General features: G+C 39.6%; 13 protein-coding genes. All 13 read right to left on the reverse strand.

Features of this window, described 5'->3' with window-relative positions:
• Window positions 1–15: 15 nt before the first annotated feature.
• A complete protein-coding gene (locus tag HMPREF9243_RS05385; RefSeq protein WP_013668822.1) occupies window positions 16–822 on the reverse strand; it encodes an ABC transporter ATP-binding protein in 807 nt (268 codons plus the stop codon).
• Between the two features lie 16 nt (window positions 823–838).
• Window positions 839–1,723: an ABC transporter permease gene (locus tag HMPREF9243_RS05390; protein WP_013669563.1), complete on the reverse strand. Its 885-nt coding sequence runs from the start codon at window positions 1,721–1,723 to the stop codon at window positions 839–841.
• Window positions 1,724–1,897: 174 nt separating this feature from the next.
• Window positions 1,898–2,767 carry an ABC transporter substrate binding protein gene (locus tag HMPREF9243_RS05395; RefSeq protein ID WP_395994312.1) on the reverse strand — a complete coding sequence of 290 codons (870 nt, stop codon included), beginning with the start codon at window positions 2,765–2,767 and terminating at the stop codon, window positions 1,898–1,900.
• A gap of 790 nt (window positions 2,768–3,557) precedes the next feature.
• Window positions 3,558–3,911, reverse strand: coding sequence for a 30S ribosome-binding factor RbfA (rbfA, locus tag HMPREF9243_RS05400; protein ID WP_013669767.1), 354 nt, complete (start codon window positions 3,909–3,911; stop codon window positions 3,558–3,560).
• A gap of 21 nt (window positions 3,912–3,932) precedes the next feature.
• On the reverse strand, window positions 3,933–6,086 hold the full coding sequence (gene infB, locus HMPREF9243_RS05405) for a translation initiation factor IF-2 (protein ID WP_395994313.1): 2,154 nt from the start codon (window positions 6,084–6,086) through the stop codon (window positions 3,933–3,935).
• Between the two features lie 181 nt (window positions 6,087–6,267).
• On the reverse strand, window positions 6,268–6,549 hold the full coding sequence (locus HMPREF9243_RS05410) for a ribosomal L7Ae/L30e/S12e/Gadd45 family protein (protein ID WP_013669204.1): 282 nt from the start codon (window positions 6,547–6,549) through the stop codon (window positions 6,268–6,270).
• Window positions 6,542–6,838 carry an RNase P modulator RnpM gene (gene rnpM / locus HMPREF9243_RS05415; protein WP_013668631.1) on the reverse strand — a complete coding sequence of 99 codons (297 nt, stop codon included), beginning with the start codon at window positions 6,836–6,838 and terminating at the stop codon, window positions 6,542–6,544. The genes HMPREF9243_RS05410 and rnpM overlap by 8 nt, the downstream gene beginning before the upstream one ends.
• A gap of 11 nt (window positions 6,839–6,849) precedes the next feature.
• The gene (nusA, locus tag HMPREF9243_RS05420; RefSeq protein ID WP_013669656.1) at window positions 6,850–8,217 is read right to left on the reverse strand and encodes a transcription termination factor NusA; all 1,368 of its coding nucleotides are present in this window, start codon (window positions 8,215–8,217) and stop codon (window positions 6,850–6,852) included.
• 12 nt (window positions 8,218–8,229) lie between these two features.
• Window positions 8,230–8,703 (reverse strand): ribosome maturation factor RimP, encoded by a 474-nt coding sequence (rimP, locus tag HMPREF9243_RS05425; protein WP_013668712.1) that lies wholly within the window; start codon window positions 8,701–8,703, stop codon window positions 8,230–8,232.
• Between the two features lie 106 nt (window positions 8,704–8,809).
• Window positions 8,810–9,469 (reverse strand): P-II family nitrogen regulator, encoded by a 660-nt coding sequence (locus tag HMPREF9243_RS05430; protein ID WP_013669398.1) that lies wholly within the window; start codon window positions 9,467–9,469, stop codon window positions 8,810–8,812.
• Window positions 9,470–9,501: 32 nt separating this feature from the next.
• Window positions 9,502–10,962: a DUF1538 domain-containing protein gene (locus HMPREF9243_RS05435; RefSeq protein WP_013668871.1), complete on the reverse strand. Its 1,461-nt coding sequence runs from the start codon at window positions 10,960–10,962 to the stop codon at window positions 9,502–9,504.
• 24 nt (window positions 10,963–10,986) lie between these two features.
• Window positions 10,987–11,301 (reverse strand): P-II family nitrogen regulator, encoded by a 315-nt coding sequence (locus HMPREF9243_RS05440; RefSeq protein ID WP_013669256.1) that lies wholly within the window; start codon window positions 11,299–11,301, stop codon window positions 10,987–10,989.
• A 208-nt stretch (window positions 11,302–11,509) separates the two neighbouring features.
• Window positions 11,510–15,823 (reverse strand): PolC-type DNA polymerase III, encoded by a 4,314-nt coding sequence (locus HMPREF9243_RS05445; RefSeq protein WP_013669983.1) that lies wholly within the window; start codon window positions 15,821–15,823, stop codon window positions 11,510–11,512.
• Window positions 15,824–15,843 lie beyond the last annotated feature (20 nt).

Consider the following 15,843-nt stretch of genomic DNA (forward strand, 5'->3'; position numbering starts at 1 on the left):
AGAATTTGGCTTTGCTTAGTTAGCTAGTAATAACTCATCATTATTAAGACTTTCACCTACATTATGATGGAAAAGTTGTAGTAAGTCGTCAATGCTACAATTTTCTTTCTCTTCTCCAGAGATATCAACCACTACTTGACCGTCATGAAGCATGATTAAACGATTGCCATAAGCTAGCGCATCATTCATATCATGGGTGATCATTAAGGTAGTCAATTGATACTCGCTGACCAAGTCTTGGGTTAAAGACATTACCATTGCACTTGTGCGCGGATCTAAGGCAGCCGTATGCTCGTCAAGAAGTAATAGTTTTGGCGTTTGTAAGACAGCCATCAGTAAGGTTAACACTTGGCGCTGTCCCCCCGATAAGTAGCTTACCCGTTCTTGCATGCGGTTTTCTAAGCCCATAGCTAAGGTGCTTAGACGAGCACGGAATTCTTCACGCATATCTTTTGTAATAGATATTTGAAAGCTGCGCTTGTGTCCTCGCTTATAAGCAATGGCTAAGTTTTCTTCCACGCTTAAGGATTTGGCTGTACCCATTTGTGGGTCTTGGAAGACCCGACTAATCATTTTTGCACGTTTATAAGCTGGTAAAGCAGAAATTTCACGGTCTTCTAAATAAATCTGCCCCGAGCTTAAGGGAATCGTTCCGGCAATAAGATTCATCATGGTTGATTTTCCGGCGCCGTTACTGCCAATGACACTGATAAAATCGTTATCCTTAATGGAGAGATTTAAATTTTTAATGACTTGATGGGGTTTACTCGATTGCGTTTGAAATACCTTATTTAAATTCTTTAATTGAACTAATTCATTCATGATTATTTTCCTTCCTTTAATCATTTAAGCGAGCGCTTTTCTTAGTCTTCCATTCTACTTGTGGGCCCCATAGGATAATTGCCAATACTATGGCGGATAGTATCTTGATATCACTTGGTAAAATCGGAATATATTTCATGATTAAGTCGATAATTACTCGATAGATAATCGCACCCAAAATTATTGAAAATAAACGACTTGGTAATTTTACTTGGCTTAATAAAACTTCGCCAATCACAATGGCAGCTAGACCAATGACGATGGTTCCGGTTCCCATTGATAAGTCAGCATAGCCGTTATACTGAGCGATTAAAGCCCCTGATAGAGCAATCAAGGCATTAGAAATCATGTAACCCACTAATTGCACGTGGTCCGTCCGAATCCCGTTAGCTTCTGCCATTAAAGCATTATCACCAGTTGCAATTAAAGCTAATCCGTACTCAGTTCCCATAAAAATCACAAGTCCTAAAATGATAACCATGACGGTTAATAAGCCTAGTAAAAATGGTGACCATGTTGTCGATATACCTAAGTTCTCTATTGAAGTTAACAAGGTTTTTTCTCCTAGTAAGGGAGTATTGGCTTGCCCCATGACTCTTAAGTTAATGGAGTAAAGTCCGGTCATAGTTAAGATCCCTGCCAAGAGGGCCGGTATTTTCATCTTAGTGGTCATGAAACCGGTTAGAAAGCCAGCCAAAGCGCCTGCTAGAAGTGCTGCTAGAAACGCTAATAAAGGGGATACCTGATTGACTAATAATTTAGCACAGACAGCCGCGCCTAAGGGGAAACTCCCCTCAGCTGATAAGTCGGCTAAGCCTAAGATTCTAAAAGTAATATATACCCCTATGGCCAGGATAGACCACATCATTCCTTGCGAAACACTAGATATCAATAAATCCATTCTTCTTGCACCTCTTCTAATATGCCTGGTCTGGCTATTTATCTTTCATTTTTATTTAACTTAATGAATAACATTTAAATTATTCTTTTAAACGCGCCTTTAATTCTTCACTATCCATTCCCAAAGCAGCAGCCATTTCATCATTCACCTTAACAACTAGGTCCTTAGAACTTTCTACTGGAATGTCTTTAGGTTTTTATTTTCCTTCAGAATATCTACTGCCATTTTCCCAGTTTGTTGTCCTAATTTGTAGAAGTCCACCCCATAGGCACATAAGGAACCCTCGATAGCAGCATCGAAAGCGGCTACGGATGGTGTCTTAGTTTCCATTAAAACTTTGCCAATTGTTTGAATGGTGTTAGCAATGGTATTATCGGTTGGGAGGTAGATACCATCTACTTTTTCTGCTAAGATTTTTGTCGCTTGTTGGACTTCATTAGTTGAGGTCACTGTCATACTTTCGACCTTTAAGCCCTTGGATTCGATATATTCCTTGGCTTGTTCATATTGCACTTCTGAATTTACTTCACTTGAGTTATATAAGATCCCAATTGTTTTAATACTTGGATCAGCCTTTAATAATAAGTCGACGACATCACCAACTGGAGCCATATCACTGGTACCGGTCATATTTTTACCGGGTTTTTCCATACTCTCAACTAATTTAGCACTGACCGGATCAGTTACTGCTGTAAATAATTGTGGGGTCTCCTTATCAGTATTGAGCATAGCTTGTGCAGCTGGTGTAGCAATACTTAAAATCAAGTCCTTTTTCCCTTTTAATTGTTGGGTAATACTTTGCAAGTTTGACTGGTCCCCTTGGGAGTTATGGAATTCAATCGCTAAATTCTTTCCTTCTTCATAACCAGCCTCTTTCAGGCTATCTTGGAAACCTTCTTTAGCTCTTTGTAGGGAATCGTGTTCCATATATTGGATAATACCCACATCGACCTTTTCAGTACTGCTTTCATTACCTTGATTGGAACAAGCTGCTAATGTACATGTTAATAAACCTGCTGTGAGATAACGTAAATATTTTTTCATCATTTTTCCTCCATCATTCTATATATAAGGGTTAACTTTCTATTTTTCTGACTGTTAAACGGACCTTCCATACTATCACTCCCCTAAAAGGTATAAAAAAAGCCCACCTAGTTTGGAAAAAACTAAATGGGCTGAATAATAGCATATATTAATAGTGGTATAGCCCATTTAGAATTTATCCATTCTATGAGGGCTAGACACGCTTAAGATCCTTAGCCATCATAGATACAAACTTGAGTTTGACGTTTGTATCTATGATGTTTCATAGTACAAACGCTATCTAAAATAGCTAAAGTAAAATCGTACATTTTGATAAGTAGAGCATGCGCTCTGGTTGATAAGATATTTAACTGACATGATCACATGCTCCTTTCTTAAGCTGTTGAAGTAATATTAAACAATTTTTAAGGTAAAGTCAACTCTTAATTTAAAACATAAGTTTATATTTCTAAATTTAAAATTTTATTTTATAAATAATAGAACGAAAAGACTTATATAAGGGTAATCTTAGAGATTATTTTTTTAATCGATCTATTATTTTGATCGATCTTGATCATTATTTCAAAATAAGCTCTGATTTCTTAATCCACTCGGCTAGTCTTTTATTAAAATTTCATTTCTAAGTTTCAGTTTAAAAGAAAAAGAGGCCTACAGATACACAGCCTCTTTTCAAAATGTGTTTCAAGCTCTGGACAAGCGGCTACTTCAGAAAATGGTGGTAAAATTTTGACACATTTTTCTTCCAGCGATCTTGCTCTTTGACGCGCTTGTCACACTCGCTTCTGAAATATTAATCTTCTTTATTTAACTGAGCCAATAACTGGTCAATACGTTGACCATATTCGATCGATTCATCCCGCTTAAAGACAACTTCTGGTGTCTTATAGATACGTAAGCGTTGACCTAACAACGAACGTACTAAGCCACTGACCTTATCAAGTCCCTTTTGCACTTTTTCATGTTCACTTTGTGAATCGGATAAGGTGGAATAATAGATGGTAGCGTTTTGTAAATCACCAGTTAAATCAACATCAGTAATGGTAATATTTTTGACACGAGGATCTTTAACTTCTTTGCGCAGAATCGAGTTAACTTCACGTAAGATTTCTTGGCTAACTCGCTCTACACGTCGATTCGTAGACATAAAATCCCTCCTTGTTAAATATTAACGCTTCACTTCTACCATATGGTAGGCTTCGATTTGATCGTCCACTTTAATATCATTATAGTCTTCAATCATCAACCCACATTCATAGCCTTTATTAACTTGTTTAACATCATCTTGAAAACGGCGTAGGGAAGATAATTGCCCTTCGTAAATAACAATATTATCGCGAATTAAGCGAATTTTACTGTTTCTTTCGATATATCCATCCGTGACATAACCTCCACCGATGGTTCCTAACTTAGAAACATGGTAGGTTTCCCGAATGGTTACATAACCCGTAATTTCTTCTTTATATTCTGGGTCTAACTGACCTTTCATTGCATCCTCAACTTCTTGAAGCGCGTTGTAGATCACGTTATGAAGACGAATTTCAACTTCTTCTTCTTGGGCTTGGGTTTTAGCTGTTGGCGTTGGTCTGACATTGAAACCAATAATAACTGCATTGGAAGCTGCCGCTAAGGATACATCACTCTCGTTAATGGCACCGACAGCACCATGAATAATATCAACTTTAACGCCTTCAACATCAATTTTCTTCATACTGGAGGCAATCGCTTCAACAGAACCTTGAACATCGGCCTTAATAATAATGTTAACGGTCTTCATTTCGCCTTCTTTAATGGTATCAAACAAGTTATCAAGAGTCACCTTATGGGTTTGATGGCGACGTAATTCTTGAGCTTGTTGGGCACGACGTTCACCAATATTTCTGGCAGTCTTTTCATCATCAAAAACCACAAAACGGTCGCCTGCCTGAGGAGCTTCTTGTAGGCCGGTAATTTCAATAGGCGTTGAAGGACCTGCTGACTTAATCCGACGACCTTGGTCGTTAGTCATGGTACGAACCCGTCCATAAGTGTCTCCTACAACAATAGCGTCTCCTTGGTGTAAAGTCCCTTCTTGAACCAAAATAGTCGCTACGGCACCACGATGGGCATCTAATTCCGCTTCAATCACAGAACCAAGGGCGTTGCGATTAGGATTGGCTTTTAGTTCTTCAACTTCAGCCACTAAGAGAATCATTTCAAGTAATTCATCGATATTTTCACCAAACTTGGCTGAAATATTAACAAAAATGGTATCGCCACCCCATTCTTCTGGAATCAACTCATATTCGGTTAATTCTTGTTTAACGCGGTCAGGGTTGGCCTGTGGTTTATCAATTTTATTAACTGCTACGATAATAGGGACTTCGGCTGCCTTAGCATGGTTAATTGCTTCAACAGTTTGTGGCATAACGCCGTCATCAGCTGCTACAACAATGACGACAATATCGGTAACGTCAGCTCCACGTGAACGCATGGTAGTGAAGGCCGCGTGCCCCGGAGTATCTAAGAAGGTAATTTCTTTGTCATTAGCATGGACTTGGTAGGCTCCAATATGTTGGGTAATGCCACCAGCTTCCCCTTCAACCACGTTAGCGTGTCTTAAGTAATCTAGTAAGGTAGTTTTCCCGTGGTCAACGTGACCCATAATGGTTACAACGGCTGGGCGTTCTTTTAAATTATCCGCTTTTTCTTCTTTAGCCTCTTCAAAATAATGATCGAAGTCAGTAGGATCAATGATAACCTTTTCTTCAGCTTCAATGCCATATTCAGCTAAAATTAATTGAATAGTATCTGAATCTAAAGCTTGGTTTTGGTTGGCCATGACACCAAGCATCATCAAACTCTTAATAATATCAGCTGGAGACCGTTTGATTTTTTTAGCTAACTCAGCAACGGTCATGCCATCAGTAAATTCAATTTTTTCTGGACTTTCTTTTTTCTTGCGGCTAGGAGCCGAAGAATTATTATGTTGGACTTTTTTACGTTGATTATGTTTTAAATGCTTGTCCTCATATTTTGATTGTTTGTTATTTTTACGGCGATTCTTTTTATTGTTCTTCTTATTGGCCTTTTTATTGGTATTTGATTGGCTATTTTTGCCGGATTGACCGTCATTCTTTTTATGGTCTTGACCTTTTTCTTCTTGCTTATTCGCTGGTTTTTTCTCGCCTTTGTTTTTATTATGCTTTTCTTGTTTTTTACCAGCTTTTTCAGACTGAGATTGCTTATTGCCTTGTTTCTCTTGGCTAGACTCTTTTTGCTTAGGCTGACTTTTTTCCTTTGCAAAATACTTTTCCATGGTTTGGATATCTTCATCAGTCATCGAAGACATATGGCTAGTGTAGGATAATCCAGCCTTTTTAGCACTAGCTAATAACTCCTTACTAGAAATATTTTTTCTTTTGCATATTCATAGACACGTTTTTTTGACATGTCATCACCTTCCTTAATCTTATCGCTTCATGATTTGTTCTCTCCTATAAGAAATATCACTTGAAACACAATCAATTAAATTTTTTAGCAAAGCCTTGGTTAGTAAAAGCGCAAACTGACCGCTTCTTACCGAGGGCTTGGCTTATCTCTGCTTGGGTAAATTCTAAACTCAAGGGAACTTGGTAAAAATCACATTTGTTCTTAATAGTTTTTAATGAACGCTCACTTAAATCTGTCGCTGCGATGACGTGAAGTGCCTTACCGTTTTGAACAGCTTCAATAACACTGCTTTCTCCACTGATCAAACCGCCGGCAACCTGGGCAAGGCCTAAAAGATTTAAGCGCTTATTCATTGCCATATAGCTCTTTTCTAGCTTTCATATGATCAGCGTAATCCTTTAATTCACTATAAAAATCGTCATCAATACTAACTTCCAAGTGCTTATCGAGTATGTGCTTATCCCATGCCTTTTGAACTAAGTCAGGGTCGGTCGCTACATAGGCACCTCGTCCATTCATTTTCCCACTCGGGTCAATAGCAACTTCGCCCTCTGGTGTACGGACAACCCGAATTAACTCTTTTTTGGGAAATTGCTCATTAGACACCACACACCGACGCATCGGTATTTTGCGCTTTTTCATAAATATCCCCTCTATTCTTTTTCAAGATCTTGACCTTCATCCAACAATTCATCATAAGTCACTTCATCGGATTCTTCAACATCTGAAACAATTTCTTCCATATCATCAGGATGGATATTTTCTTCATCGTAATTTTCGAAACCAGCTTGGTCATCTGCGGAGACTTCTGATAATAAAGGATCAGTTTCCTCACTAACAAGAGAATCAGAGGCTAAGGCAGCCGGATCACTCATGAGTTCTTCCTCTACGTTAACATCGTTTAAGAGGCTTTCGACTTCTTCACTCTCAGCTTCAAGATTTTGATCTTGTAAAAATGTTTCTTTGTATTCTTCAGAATCTTGATAGTCTTCATACTCGGTTTCAGACTTAATATCAATCTTATAACCCGTTAACTTAGCTGCTAGACGAGCGTTTTGCCCTCGCTTACCGATGGCTAAAGACAAATGATTATCTGGAACAACGACTACACAAGCCTGTTCATTAGGGACAAAGTGAACAGCGAGAACATCAGCAGGATTTAAAGCATTGGCAATGAGAACCGCAGGATCCTCATCCCATTCGATAATATCCATATTTTCGCCCTTCAGTTCATTAACCACTGTTTGCACTCGGCTACCTCTAGGCCCCACACAGGTTCCCACCGGATCCACATTAGGGTCATTAGAATAAACAGCTAGCTTAGACCGATCGCCTGCTTCTCTAGCAATTGAGCGAATTTCAACGGTCCCATCGTAAATTTCGGGAACTTCTTGCTCAAATAAGCGTTTTAGCATATTTGGATGAGTACGACTCACGTAAATTTGAGGTCCCTTTGTGGTATTTTCAACCCTTTCCACATAAACTTGGATACGATCATGGGGTTGGAAATATTCTCCAGGAATTTGTCCCTCAGGGGTTAAAACTGCCTCAATTTTGCCTAAATTCACATAGATATAACGCCGGTCTTGTCTTTCCACTGTTCCCGTTAACAAGTCATCTTCATAATCGATAAATTCTTCATAAATGATTTCACGTTCTGCTTCACGTAAACGTTGGGTGATGACCTGCTTGGCTGTTTGTGCTGCAATACGCCCAAAATCTTCTGGTGTGACTTCACAGCGAATTTTATCGCCAATTTCGTAACCCCGATTGATTTCCAAGGCATCCTCTAGGGAAACTTCTAAATTAGAGTCCATCACGGTTTCCACCACTTCTTTTACAGAATAAACGTGGAAACTTCCTTTTTTATCATCGAAAACAACTTCGACATTTTGTGCCTGGTCAAAATTTCGCTTGTAAGCAAAGACCAATGCTGATTGCACAGCATCTATAATGGTATCCTTTGATATACCTTTTTCTTGTTCTAACATTTCAAAGGCTTGAATTAATTGTTTGCTCATTTCTATCCCTCTTTAAAATTCTATTGCCAAACGAATTAAAGACACGCTTTTACGCGGAAAGTCTTGAACTAAACGTCGGGTCTTATCTTTTACTTCTAAAGTAAAGTATTGTTCACTAGCTTCTAAAAGGCGTCCTTCAACAAATTTGCTACCATCAATTTCATGATAAAAATTTAAATGAACCCATTTACCGATCGCTTGTTGGATGGCATTATCATTATTCAAAGGACGTTCCGCTCCAGGAGAAGACACTTCTAGGTAGTAAGCTTGGGGAATAGGGTCGTCTTCGACATTGTCTAAGATTTCAGAAATCTTTTCGCTCGCTTTGACACAATCAGCGATCGTTATGCCGTCATTATTATCGATGTAGATGCGTAAATACCAATCCTTACCCTCTTTGGAAAAAGTAATATCAAATAATTGATATCCCATTTCATTAATATCAGCTTCAATTAATGCTTTCACTTGGTCAGTAACTTTAGCCATACTTCCCTCACTTTCTACTCATGAAAAAGAGTGAGCGCTAGCGCTCACTCCTTCCTTTCCTATACAACACTTTTATATTAGCATATTTTTCATTAACTAGCAATAGCTAGGCTTTTTTGCCCTGACCTATTAAGCCACTGACACTTGAGATCGGCAAGGAAAAAATTAGACCATGGCCTGGCTCCGTAATTTTCATTGTCTCTGAAATATTATCTGTAACTTGTTTAATTTTATTAGCGGGAAGAACCATCCAAACAATTTCTTTTTCGGGTTCAATTTGAATGGAAAAAATGGTGGATTTTTCATGGGCACCACTTCCACGACCATGTAAAATTGTCGCTCCCTTAGCTCCTTCATCACGGGCAGCATCAACCACTTGATCAGCTAAATCCCTTTGTACTATGGTTACCAGGAGCTGGTCTTTGTTTTCCTGATCTGCCTCATTAAAGAGATAGCTATGGTTTTGATTTCCTAAATAAGAAGACACATCAAAAGAGAATAGGACACCTGTCCCCTTTTTCTTTAATTTCAGGGCATCTTCTAAATGGGCATGAATATCCGCTTCTTTTTCTTTTGGAACAATGGTTAAAAAGATTTCACGTTCAGCTCCTTGTAAACCCAAGGACCGCAATAAGTTGCTTTGAACAGTCCCATAGGCTCTAATAATCGTTCCACCTGATGCACCAGCTTGTTTGGCACGCTTCAATAAACGGCTAGCCATCCCTTCTTTAACAATGGCTAAAAATAAAACCGGTTCTTTATTCACTTTTATTCCCCTTTCTCCATTAGCGCTTATACTTAATCACTTGTCTTTGTTTGAATCTTAAATATTAATCCGAGTAATTCTACCATGATCACTGGAATCATAGCAACAAAAGCAATCACACCAAAGGCATCTAATGCATTTGCATTGGGAAGATAGTCAGCTGCTCCTTGGGCAAAGGCTAAAATAAAAGTAGCTGTCATCGGACCAGAGGCTACCCCACCAGCATCAAAGGCGATCCCAGTAAATAGATTAGGGACTTGGTAAGACAAGAGTATTGCCAAGGCAAAACCAGGTAAGAGGAAGTGCCAGACCATTAACTGGTCACTGGAAATCCGTAACATGGATAAACCGACTGCTAAAGCCACCCCTATGGATAGCGCAATCATAAGGATTTTATTAGGAATATATCCACCCGTGACATCCTCGACTTGATCTCCCAAGACATGGACAGCAGGCTCAGCGAGGACAACAACTAAGCCAAGAATAAATCCAGTAATAATTAACCATAGATTTCCTCTTTCAGCCATGGCCTGGCCAAGGAATTTCCCCATATCCATGAAACCTTCATGGACACCAACTAGGAAAATAGTTAAACCAATCACCGTATAAATAATTCCTTTAAAAATATCCATCAATTCTTCTTTATCAAGTTGGAAATGTTTCCAGTTCATATAGATAAACAAGAGAACAATCGGGATAAGGGCAATGATCGATTCAACTAGAGTCGGTAGAAAACTGGATACAATGGCATAAAACACATTTTGCGTCGGTTCAACCACCGATTCAGCCGGTTGAATATTACTTTGCGATAATAGAATCAATAAAAGGGTCGCTAAGATTGGCCCAGTACTCATGGCGCCAACAAGACCAAAGGCGTTGTCTTCAGCATCTTTTCCCCCCATCCTTTGGGCAAGGGAACCTGACAAGGCTAAAATAAAGGGAGTGGTTAATGCTCCTGTTGTCGCCCCAGAAGCATCAAATCCCATGGCAATGTTAGAGTCTTCAGAAAAAATAGCTAATATTAATATAACCCCGTAAACAAGTGCAAAGAAATGCTTTAAAGCAATTCGTTTCAAGAGTCGAAATACTCCAAATGCAATCATGATCCCCACACCAATAGAGACTGATAAGACGACTAATTGCTGGCTTAAGGCGCCTGAAGTCGCTTCTTGAATTTGTAGTCCCAGTATTAATAAGTCTGGTTCAGCGATAGTCACTGCAAAACCAATAATAAAACTGATCACTGCAATAACCTTAACCGAACTATTTCCGGCAACATAGTGCCCTAAGTGGTTCCCAATTGGGGTCATCCCCACATCAATACCAGTTAAAAAAATCGTCAATCCTAACATGAGTAAAATGGCCCCGATAATAAAAGCGAGCAACATATTAGCTGGCACATCAACCACAAAAAATGATAGCACTAATACAATAGCCACCACAGGTAATACCGAGTAAGCTGTTTCTTTAAAACTATCAATTAAAACATCCATAGACGCTCTCCTTTCTTTCAGATTTTATTCAATTTCACGTAATAATCCAGTCGTATTATTGACAGGTAAAGAAAAGGTAATTCCTGAATTTGGTGATCTCAGGTTCATTTTCTCAACAATAGCCTGGGAAATGGCACTTACCTTTTCACTATCTACCACCATTAAGACAATATCTTTTTCTTCTTCGATGGTGACATCAAAAGCGGCTTCATAATCTTTATAACCCGCTCCACGTCCCTTAACGACAGTAGCTCCGACAGCTCCCGCTTCCCGGGCAGTTTTGATTACATCGCGACCATATTTATGGTCAACAATGGTAATAATCATTTCTTGCATCATAACAGCTCCTCTCTTCAAAAGATTCAGTCACTTTAAAAGTGAATATGAACAAATAAAAATAAGTTTACTTTGATCGTAACATAGCAATCTAGCGATTAGCTAGTAAAAGGCTCCCTACTAGAAAAGATAGAAGATACAATATAATAAAACAAGGCTGTCGAAAATAACAGCCTTGTTAAGTATTACGCCTTTCAATTGTTTATCTCTTTTAAAAATCAAATAGGGACAATTGATTTTCTTCCGGTAAGCCGTTCAGTGCATTGCACTCATCTAAATGATCGATAACTGATTGGCTGACCTTACCACGGATCTTCAGATCTTCTTTTGATAAGAAGGGAGACTCTTCTCTGGCTTTAACGACCTGTTGAGCCACACTGACACCTAGTCCTGAAACGGCACGAAATGGTGCAATTAAGGTATCCTCTCCTTCGATAACAAAGTCTTTGGCATCTGATTTTTCTAAATCAACCATCTTAAATTTCAAACCACGTTCCCACATTTCATTGACTAATTCTAGCACAATTTGTAGGGCCTTTTCTTTGGCACTAGCATCATTCCCCTTAGCCTTTATCTCTTTAAGGCGGTCCTTGTTCGATTCTAAACCTCCTGCCATGGCTTTCAAATCAAAATCTTCAGCCCTGACACTGAGATAGGCACAATAGTACCAAATAGGATGGTGCACTTTGAACCAAGCTACTCGTAAGGCATTAATCACATAAGCAGCCGCATGGGCTTTAGGAAACATATACTTAATTTTTTGGCAGGAATCCATGTACCATTCTGGTACCTCATGCTCTTTCATGATCGCTTGGTGTTCAGGTGACAGCCCCTTTCCCTTTCTTACCTTTTCCATAATTTGGAAGGAATCGCTCTTAGGAACTCCCATATGAATCAAGTCCATCATAATGTCGTCCCGACAACCAATAACATCCTTTAATTCCATGCCCTTTTCACTAACCAAAGTTTCCGCATTCCCCAGCCAAACATCCGTACCATGAGATAGACCGGAAATTTGTAGTAATTCGGCAAAAGTGCTGGGGTGAGTCGCTTCTAGCATCTGTCTAACGAATGGCGTACCAAATTCAGGAATCCCCAGGGTTCCGGTTTTGGAAAAAATTTGCTCTGGAGACACCCCAAGGGATTCGGTTCCATTAAATAGTTTATAAACTTCGGGATCGTCCATTGGAATATCTGTCGGCTCAATTCCCGACAGATCCTGTAATTTACGAATAACCGTAGGATCATCGTGACCCAAACAGTCTAATTTCAAGACATTGTCATGAATGGAATGGAAATCAAAGTGGGTGGTCCGCCAATCAGCAGTTTGCTCATCGGCAGGATATTGGATCGGGGTAAAATCATAAACATCCATGTTTTCTGGAATAACGATAATCCCACCCGGGTGTTGTCCAGTTGTCCGTTTTACCCCGGTAGCCCCTTTGGCGAGAAAATCTTTTTCGGTTTGCCTTAAGTTTAAATTATGATCTCGATCATAACCTAAAACATAGCCAAAAGCGGTCTTATCAGCAACAGTAGAGATGGTTCCGGCTTTATAAACGTGGTCCTCCCCAAAAAGGACCTTAGTATAGTTGTGGGCTTGAGCTTGATATTCTCCGGAGAAGTTAAGATCGATATCAGGAACCTTGTCTCCATTAAAACCTAAGAAGGTTTCAAAAGGAATATCATGACCATCCTTAGACAATGGCTGACCACATTCGGGACAATCCTTATCTTCTAAGTCAAAACCAGATCCAATTTCGCCATGGGTATAGAAATGACTGTAATGGCAGTTCAGACAGACATAGTGTGGAGGAAGGGGATTAACTTCAGTGATACCTAGCATGGTGGCAGCAAAGGAAGAGCCCACCGAACCCCGAGAACCAACAATATAGCCATCCTCATTCGATTTCCACACTAACTTTTGCGCAATGTAATAGATCACCGCAAAACCGTTACCAATAATACTGTCCAATTCCCGTTCTAATCTTTCTTCAATCAGTTCAGGTAAATTCTCCCCGTAAATTTCATGAGCCTTAGTAAAAGCATCATTACGAATGGACTCTTCAGCACCATCGATATGGGGTGTATACAACTTATCGTGAATAGGTTCCACAAATTCAATAGAATCAGCTATGGCATTAGAATTAGTGACGACTAATTCAAAGGCTTTCTCTTCTCCCAAAAAGGCAAAATCATCGAGCATTTCTTTGGTCGTCCTGAAATGGGCTCTAGGAAAATATTTAGAGCGGTTAGATTTTATCGAATTGATCAAGATTTCTCGGTAAATTTTATCTTCGGGATTAAGATAATGCGCATCTCCTGTGGCTACCACTGTAATACCAAGTTCATCTCCAATGTCCACTAAATCGTTAATGATATTTTCTAAAGCCTCATTATTGATAATATCTTGATTACGTAAAAGAGGCTCATAAGATGCTTTGGGTTGAATTTCAAGGTAATCGTAAAACTCAGCAAATTTCTTAGCGGTTTCCTTTCCTTTCTGCATGGCAGCAGTAAAGACTTCTCCTTCTGAACAAGCGGAACCAATCAATAGATGCTCACGGTGTTCCTTTAGGAGCGAGCGAGGAATACGCGGAACCCGGTGAAAATAGTCAACATTAGAGGCACTCACTAATTTAAATAAGTCCTTAAGCCCCTTTTGATTTTTGGCTAAGATGGTCGCATGGAAGGGGCGTCCCTTTTTATAGGCATCTCCTTGACCTATATCACGGTTCAACTGATCATGGTAAACCATATCATGAGATTCTTTGGCTTCCTTAACAAAAATCCATGCTAAAGCACCCGTTGAAGTCGCATCGTAAATCGCCCGGTGGTGGTGTTCTAGAGAGACGTTAAAATGCTTGGACAAGGTGTTTAAACGGAAAGATTTCAAATGGGGGTAAAGGTAGCGAGCTAGTTCCAAGGTATCAATCACTGGATTTTCTATGGTAGGTAAGCCATTTCTTTGATAGGCAGCATCAATAAAGCCAACGTCAAAGCTGGCATTATGAGCGACTAAAATCGTTCCTTGACAGAAGTCCAAGAAATCCTGCATCACTTCGGGTTCAGGACGGGCATTAGCTACCATACTGTCGGTAATGCCTGTCAATTCGGTGGTAAAACTAGATAAGTGATGGCCAGGATTTAAGAACTCAGAAAATTCTCCGACCACATTTCCTTTATGCATTTTTACCGCACCTATTTCAATAATCGTGTTATAAACTGCCGATAATCCGGTCGTCTCCACGTCAAAAATAACATAAGTCGCATTTTCTAATTCAACGTGGCCGGGATTATAGGCAATAGGGACTCCATCATCAACGACATAGGCTTCCATACCATAAATCAGCTTGACCCCAGTGTCTTTAGCTGCTTGACTAGCTTCAGGAAAAGCCTGGACATTACCATGGTCAGTAACAGCGATAGCTTTGTGCCCCCATGCGGCCGCTTGCTTGACAAAGTCAGTCACAGAATTCGTAGCATCCAGGGCACTCATATTCGTGTGTAAGTGAAGCTCTACTCGTTTTTGATCTTCCGGCATGGTATCTTGACGTGGTTCCTTTTCAATGGCTTCCAGGTCACGTGCATTAACAACGAGGTCTCTAGCAAAGCGGTCATCCATTTGGATATCACCTCGAACACGTAGCCACATACCTTCCTTGATACTATTGAAGATGGCAATATCAGCGTCAGTATTAGAGAATTTTTGTACAATAAAGGCCGAGGTATAATCTGACATTTTTAAGACAAGAATGCAGCGCCCGGTTCTTAATTCCCGTATCTCAACATCAAAAACAACACCCTCCATTACAGCACGACGCTGCTCTTCAGTATAGCTTTTCATCATCTGAACTTGGTCACTAGGAATAGACCGACCGATTCGAATTTGATCTGGAGATTTAACTTGCTTAGCATTTGAAGGGGCTTGCTCACTACGCTCCTGGACAAGCTTGGCTTTTTCTTGTTCTTCCTTCTCTAGCGCTTGACGTCTAGACTGGTATTGCTCTTGCCGCTCATTCGCCCTGTCTTGATCAACAATAACCTTGAGACTTAGCTTATCGAAGCCGTGGCGCTGATAGCAATCCAGGATCGCCTGGACGTAGTTAGTTTCAACATATTCTCGAATGGGGTCATTTTCTACATAAAGGAACATCTTCCCCTGGTTAATTTTAGGAGGATTAGCATATAAAACTTGTTGAGCCATGCCATCTGACAAATTCAAGCATTCCAAAATCACCGGCCAATAAGCACTCACTTCTTGGTCACTAGCTGTACTTACTTGACTAATAATAACTTTCAATTTTACTTTGGCTATGGCTTGAAAAGTATTGGTTAACTGGGCATAAAAAAGTTGATAAGCAGAAAAAGGTAAGCGTTCTGGAAAACGAATATTGAATTGATAGCAGCGAGAGACTTGGTGAACAATCACCTCTTCAATAGACCCTTGCTTAATATTTTCATCATCACTCTGCCAATGCATTTGCCTAAGTAAAGTTTGAAACATCTCTTCGTTAGAAAGCATTTCATTCTCCCTTCAAAATA

It is taken from the genome of Aerococcus sp. Group 1, from assembly GCF_000193205.1.
Lineage (GTDB): Bacteria > Bacillota > Bacilli > Lactobacillales > Aerococcaceae > Aerococcus > Aerococcus urinae_A.

Excerpts from the sequence above, each read along its gene's own strand:
- HMPREF9243_RS05440 (WP_013669256.1), bottom strand. The coding sequence starts at position 11,301 with ATGATGCAAGAAATGATTATTACCATTGTTGACCATAAATATGGTCGC.
- rimP (WP_013668712.1), bottom strand. The coding sequence starts at position 8,703 with ATGGCTAAAGTTACTGACCAAGTGAAAGCATTAATTGAAGCTGATATT.
- rbfA (WP_013669767.1), bottom strand. The coding sequence starts at position 3,911 with ATGTCTACGAATCGACGTGTAGAGCGAGTTAGCCAAGAAATCTTACGT.
- HMPREF9243_RS05395 (WP_395994312.1), bottom strand. The coding sequence starts at position 2,767 with ATGAAAAAATATTTACGTTATCTCACAGCAGGTTTATTAACATGTACA.
- HMPREF9243_RS05385 (WP_013668822.1), bottom strand. The coding sequence starts at position 822 with ATGAATGAATTAGTTCAATTAAAGAATTTAAATAAGGTATTTCAAACG.
- nusA (WP_013669656.1), bottom strand. The coding sequence starts at position 8,217 with ATGAGCAAACAATTAATTCAAGCCTTTGAAATGTTAGAACAAGAAAAA.
- HMPREF9243_RS05445 (WP_013669983.1), bottom strand. The coding sequence starts at position 15,823 with ATGCTTTCTAACGAAGAGATGTTTCAAACTTTACTTAGGCAAATGCAT.
- rnpM (WP_013668631.1), bottom strand. The coding sequence starts at position 6,838 with ATGAAAAAGCGCAAAATACCGATGCGTCGGTGTGTGGTGTCTAATGAG.
- infB (WP_395994313.1), bottom strand. The coding sequence starts at position 6,086 with ATGACTGATGAAGATATCCAAACCATGGAAAAGTATTTTGCAAAGGAA.
- HMPREF9243_RS05390 (WP_013669563.1), bottom strand. The coding sequence starts at position 1,723 with ATGGATTTATTGATATCTAGTGTTTCGCAAGGAATGATGTGGTCTATC.
- HMPREF9243_RS05410 (WP_013669204.1), bottom strand. The coding sequence starts at position 6,549 with ATGAATAAGCGCTTAAATCTTTTAGGCCTTGCCCAGGTTGCCGGCGGT.
- HMPREF9243_RS05435 (WP_013668871.1), bottom strand. The coding sequence starts at position 10,962 with ATGGATGTTTTAATTGATAGTTTTAAAGAAACAGCTTACTCGGTATTA.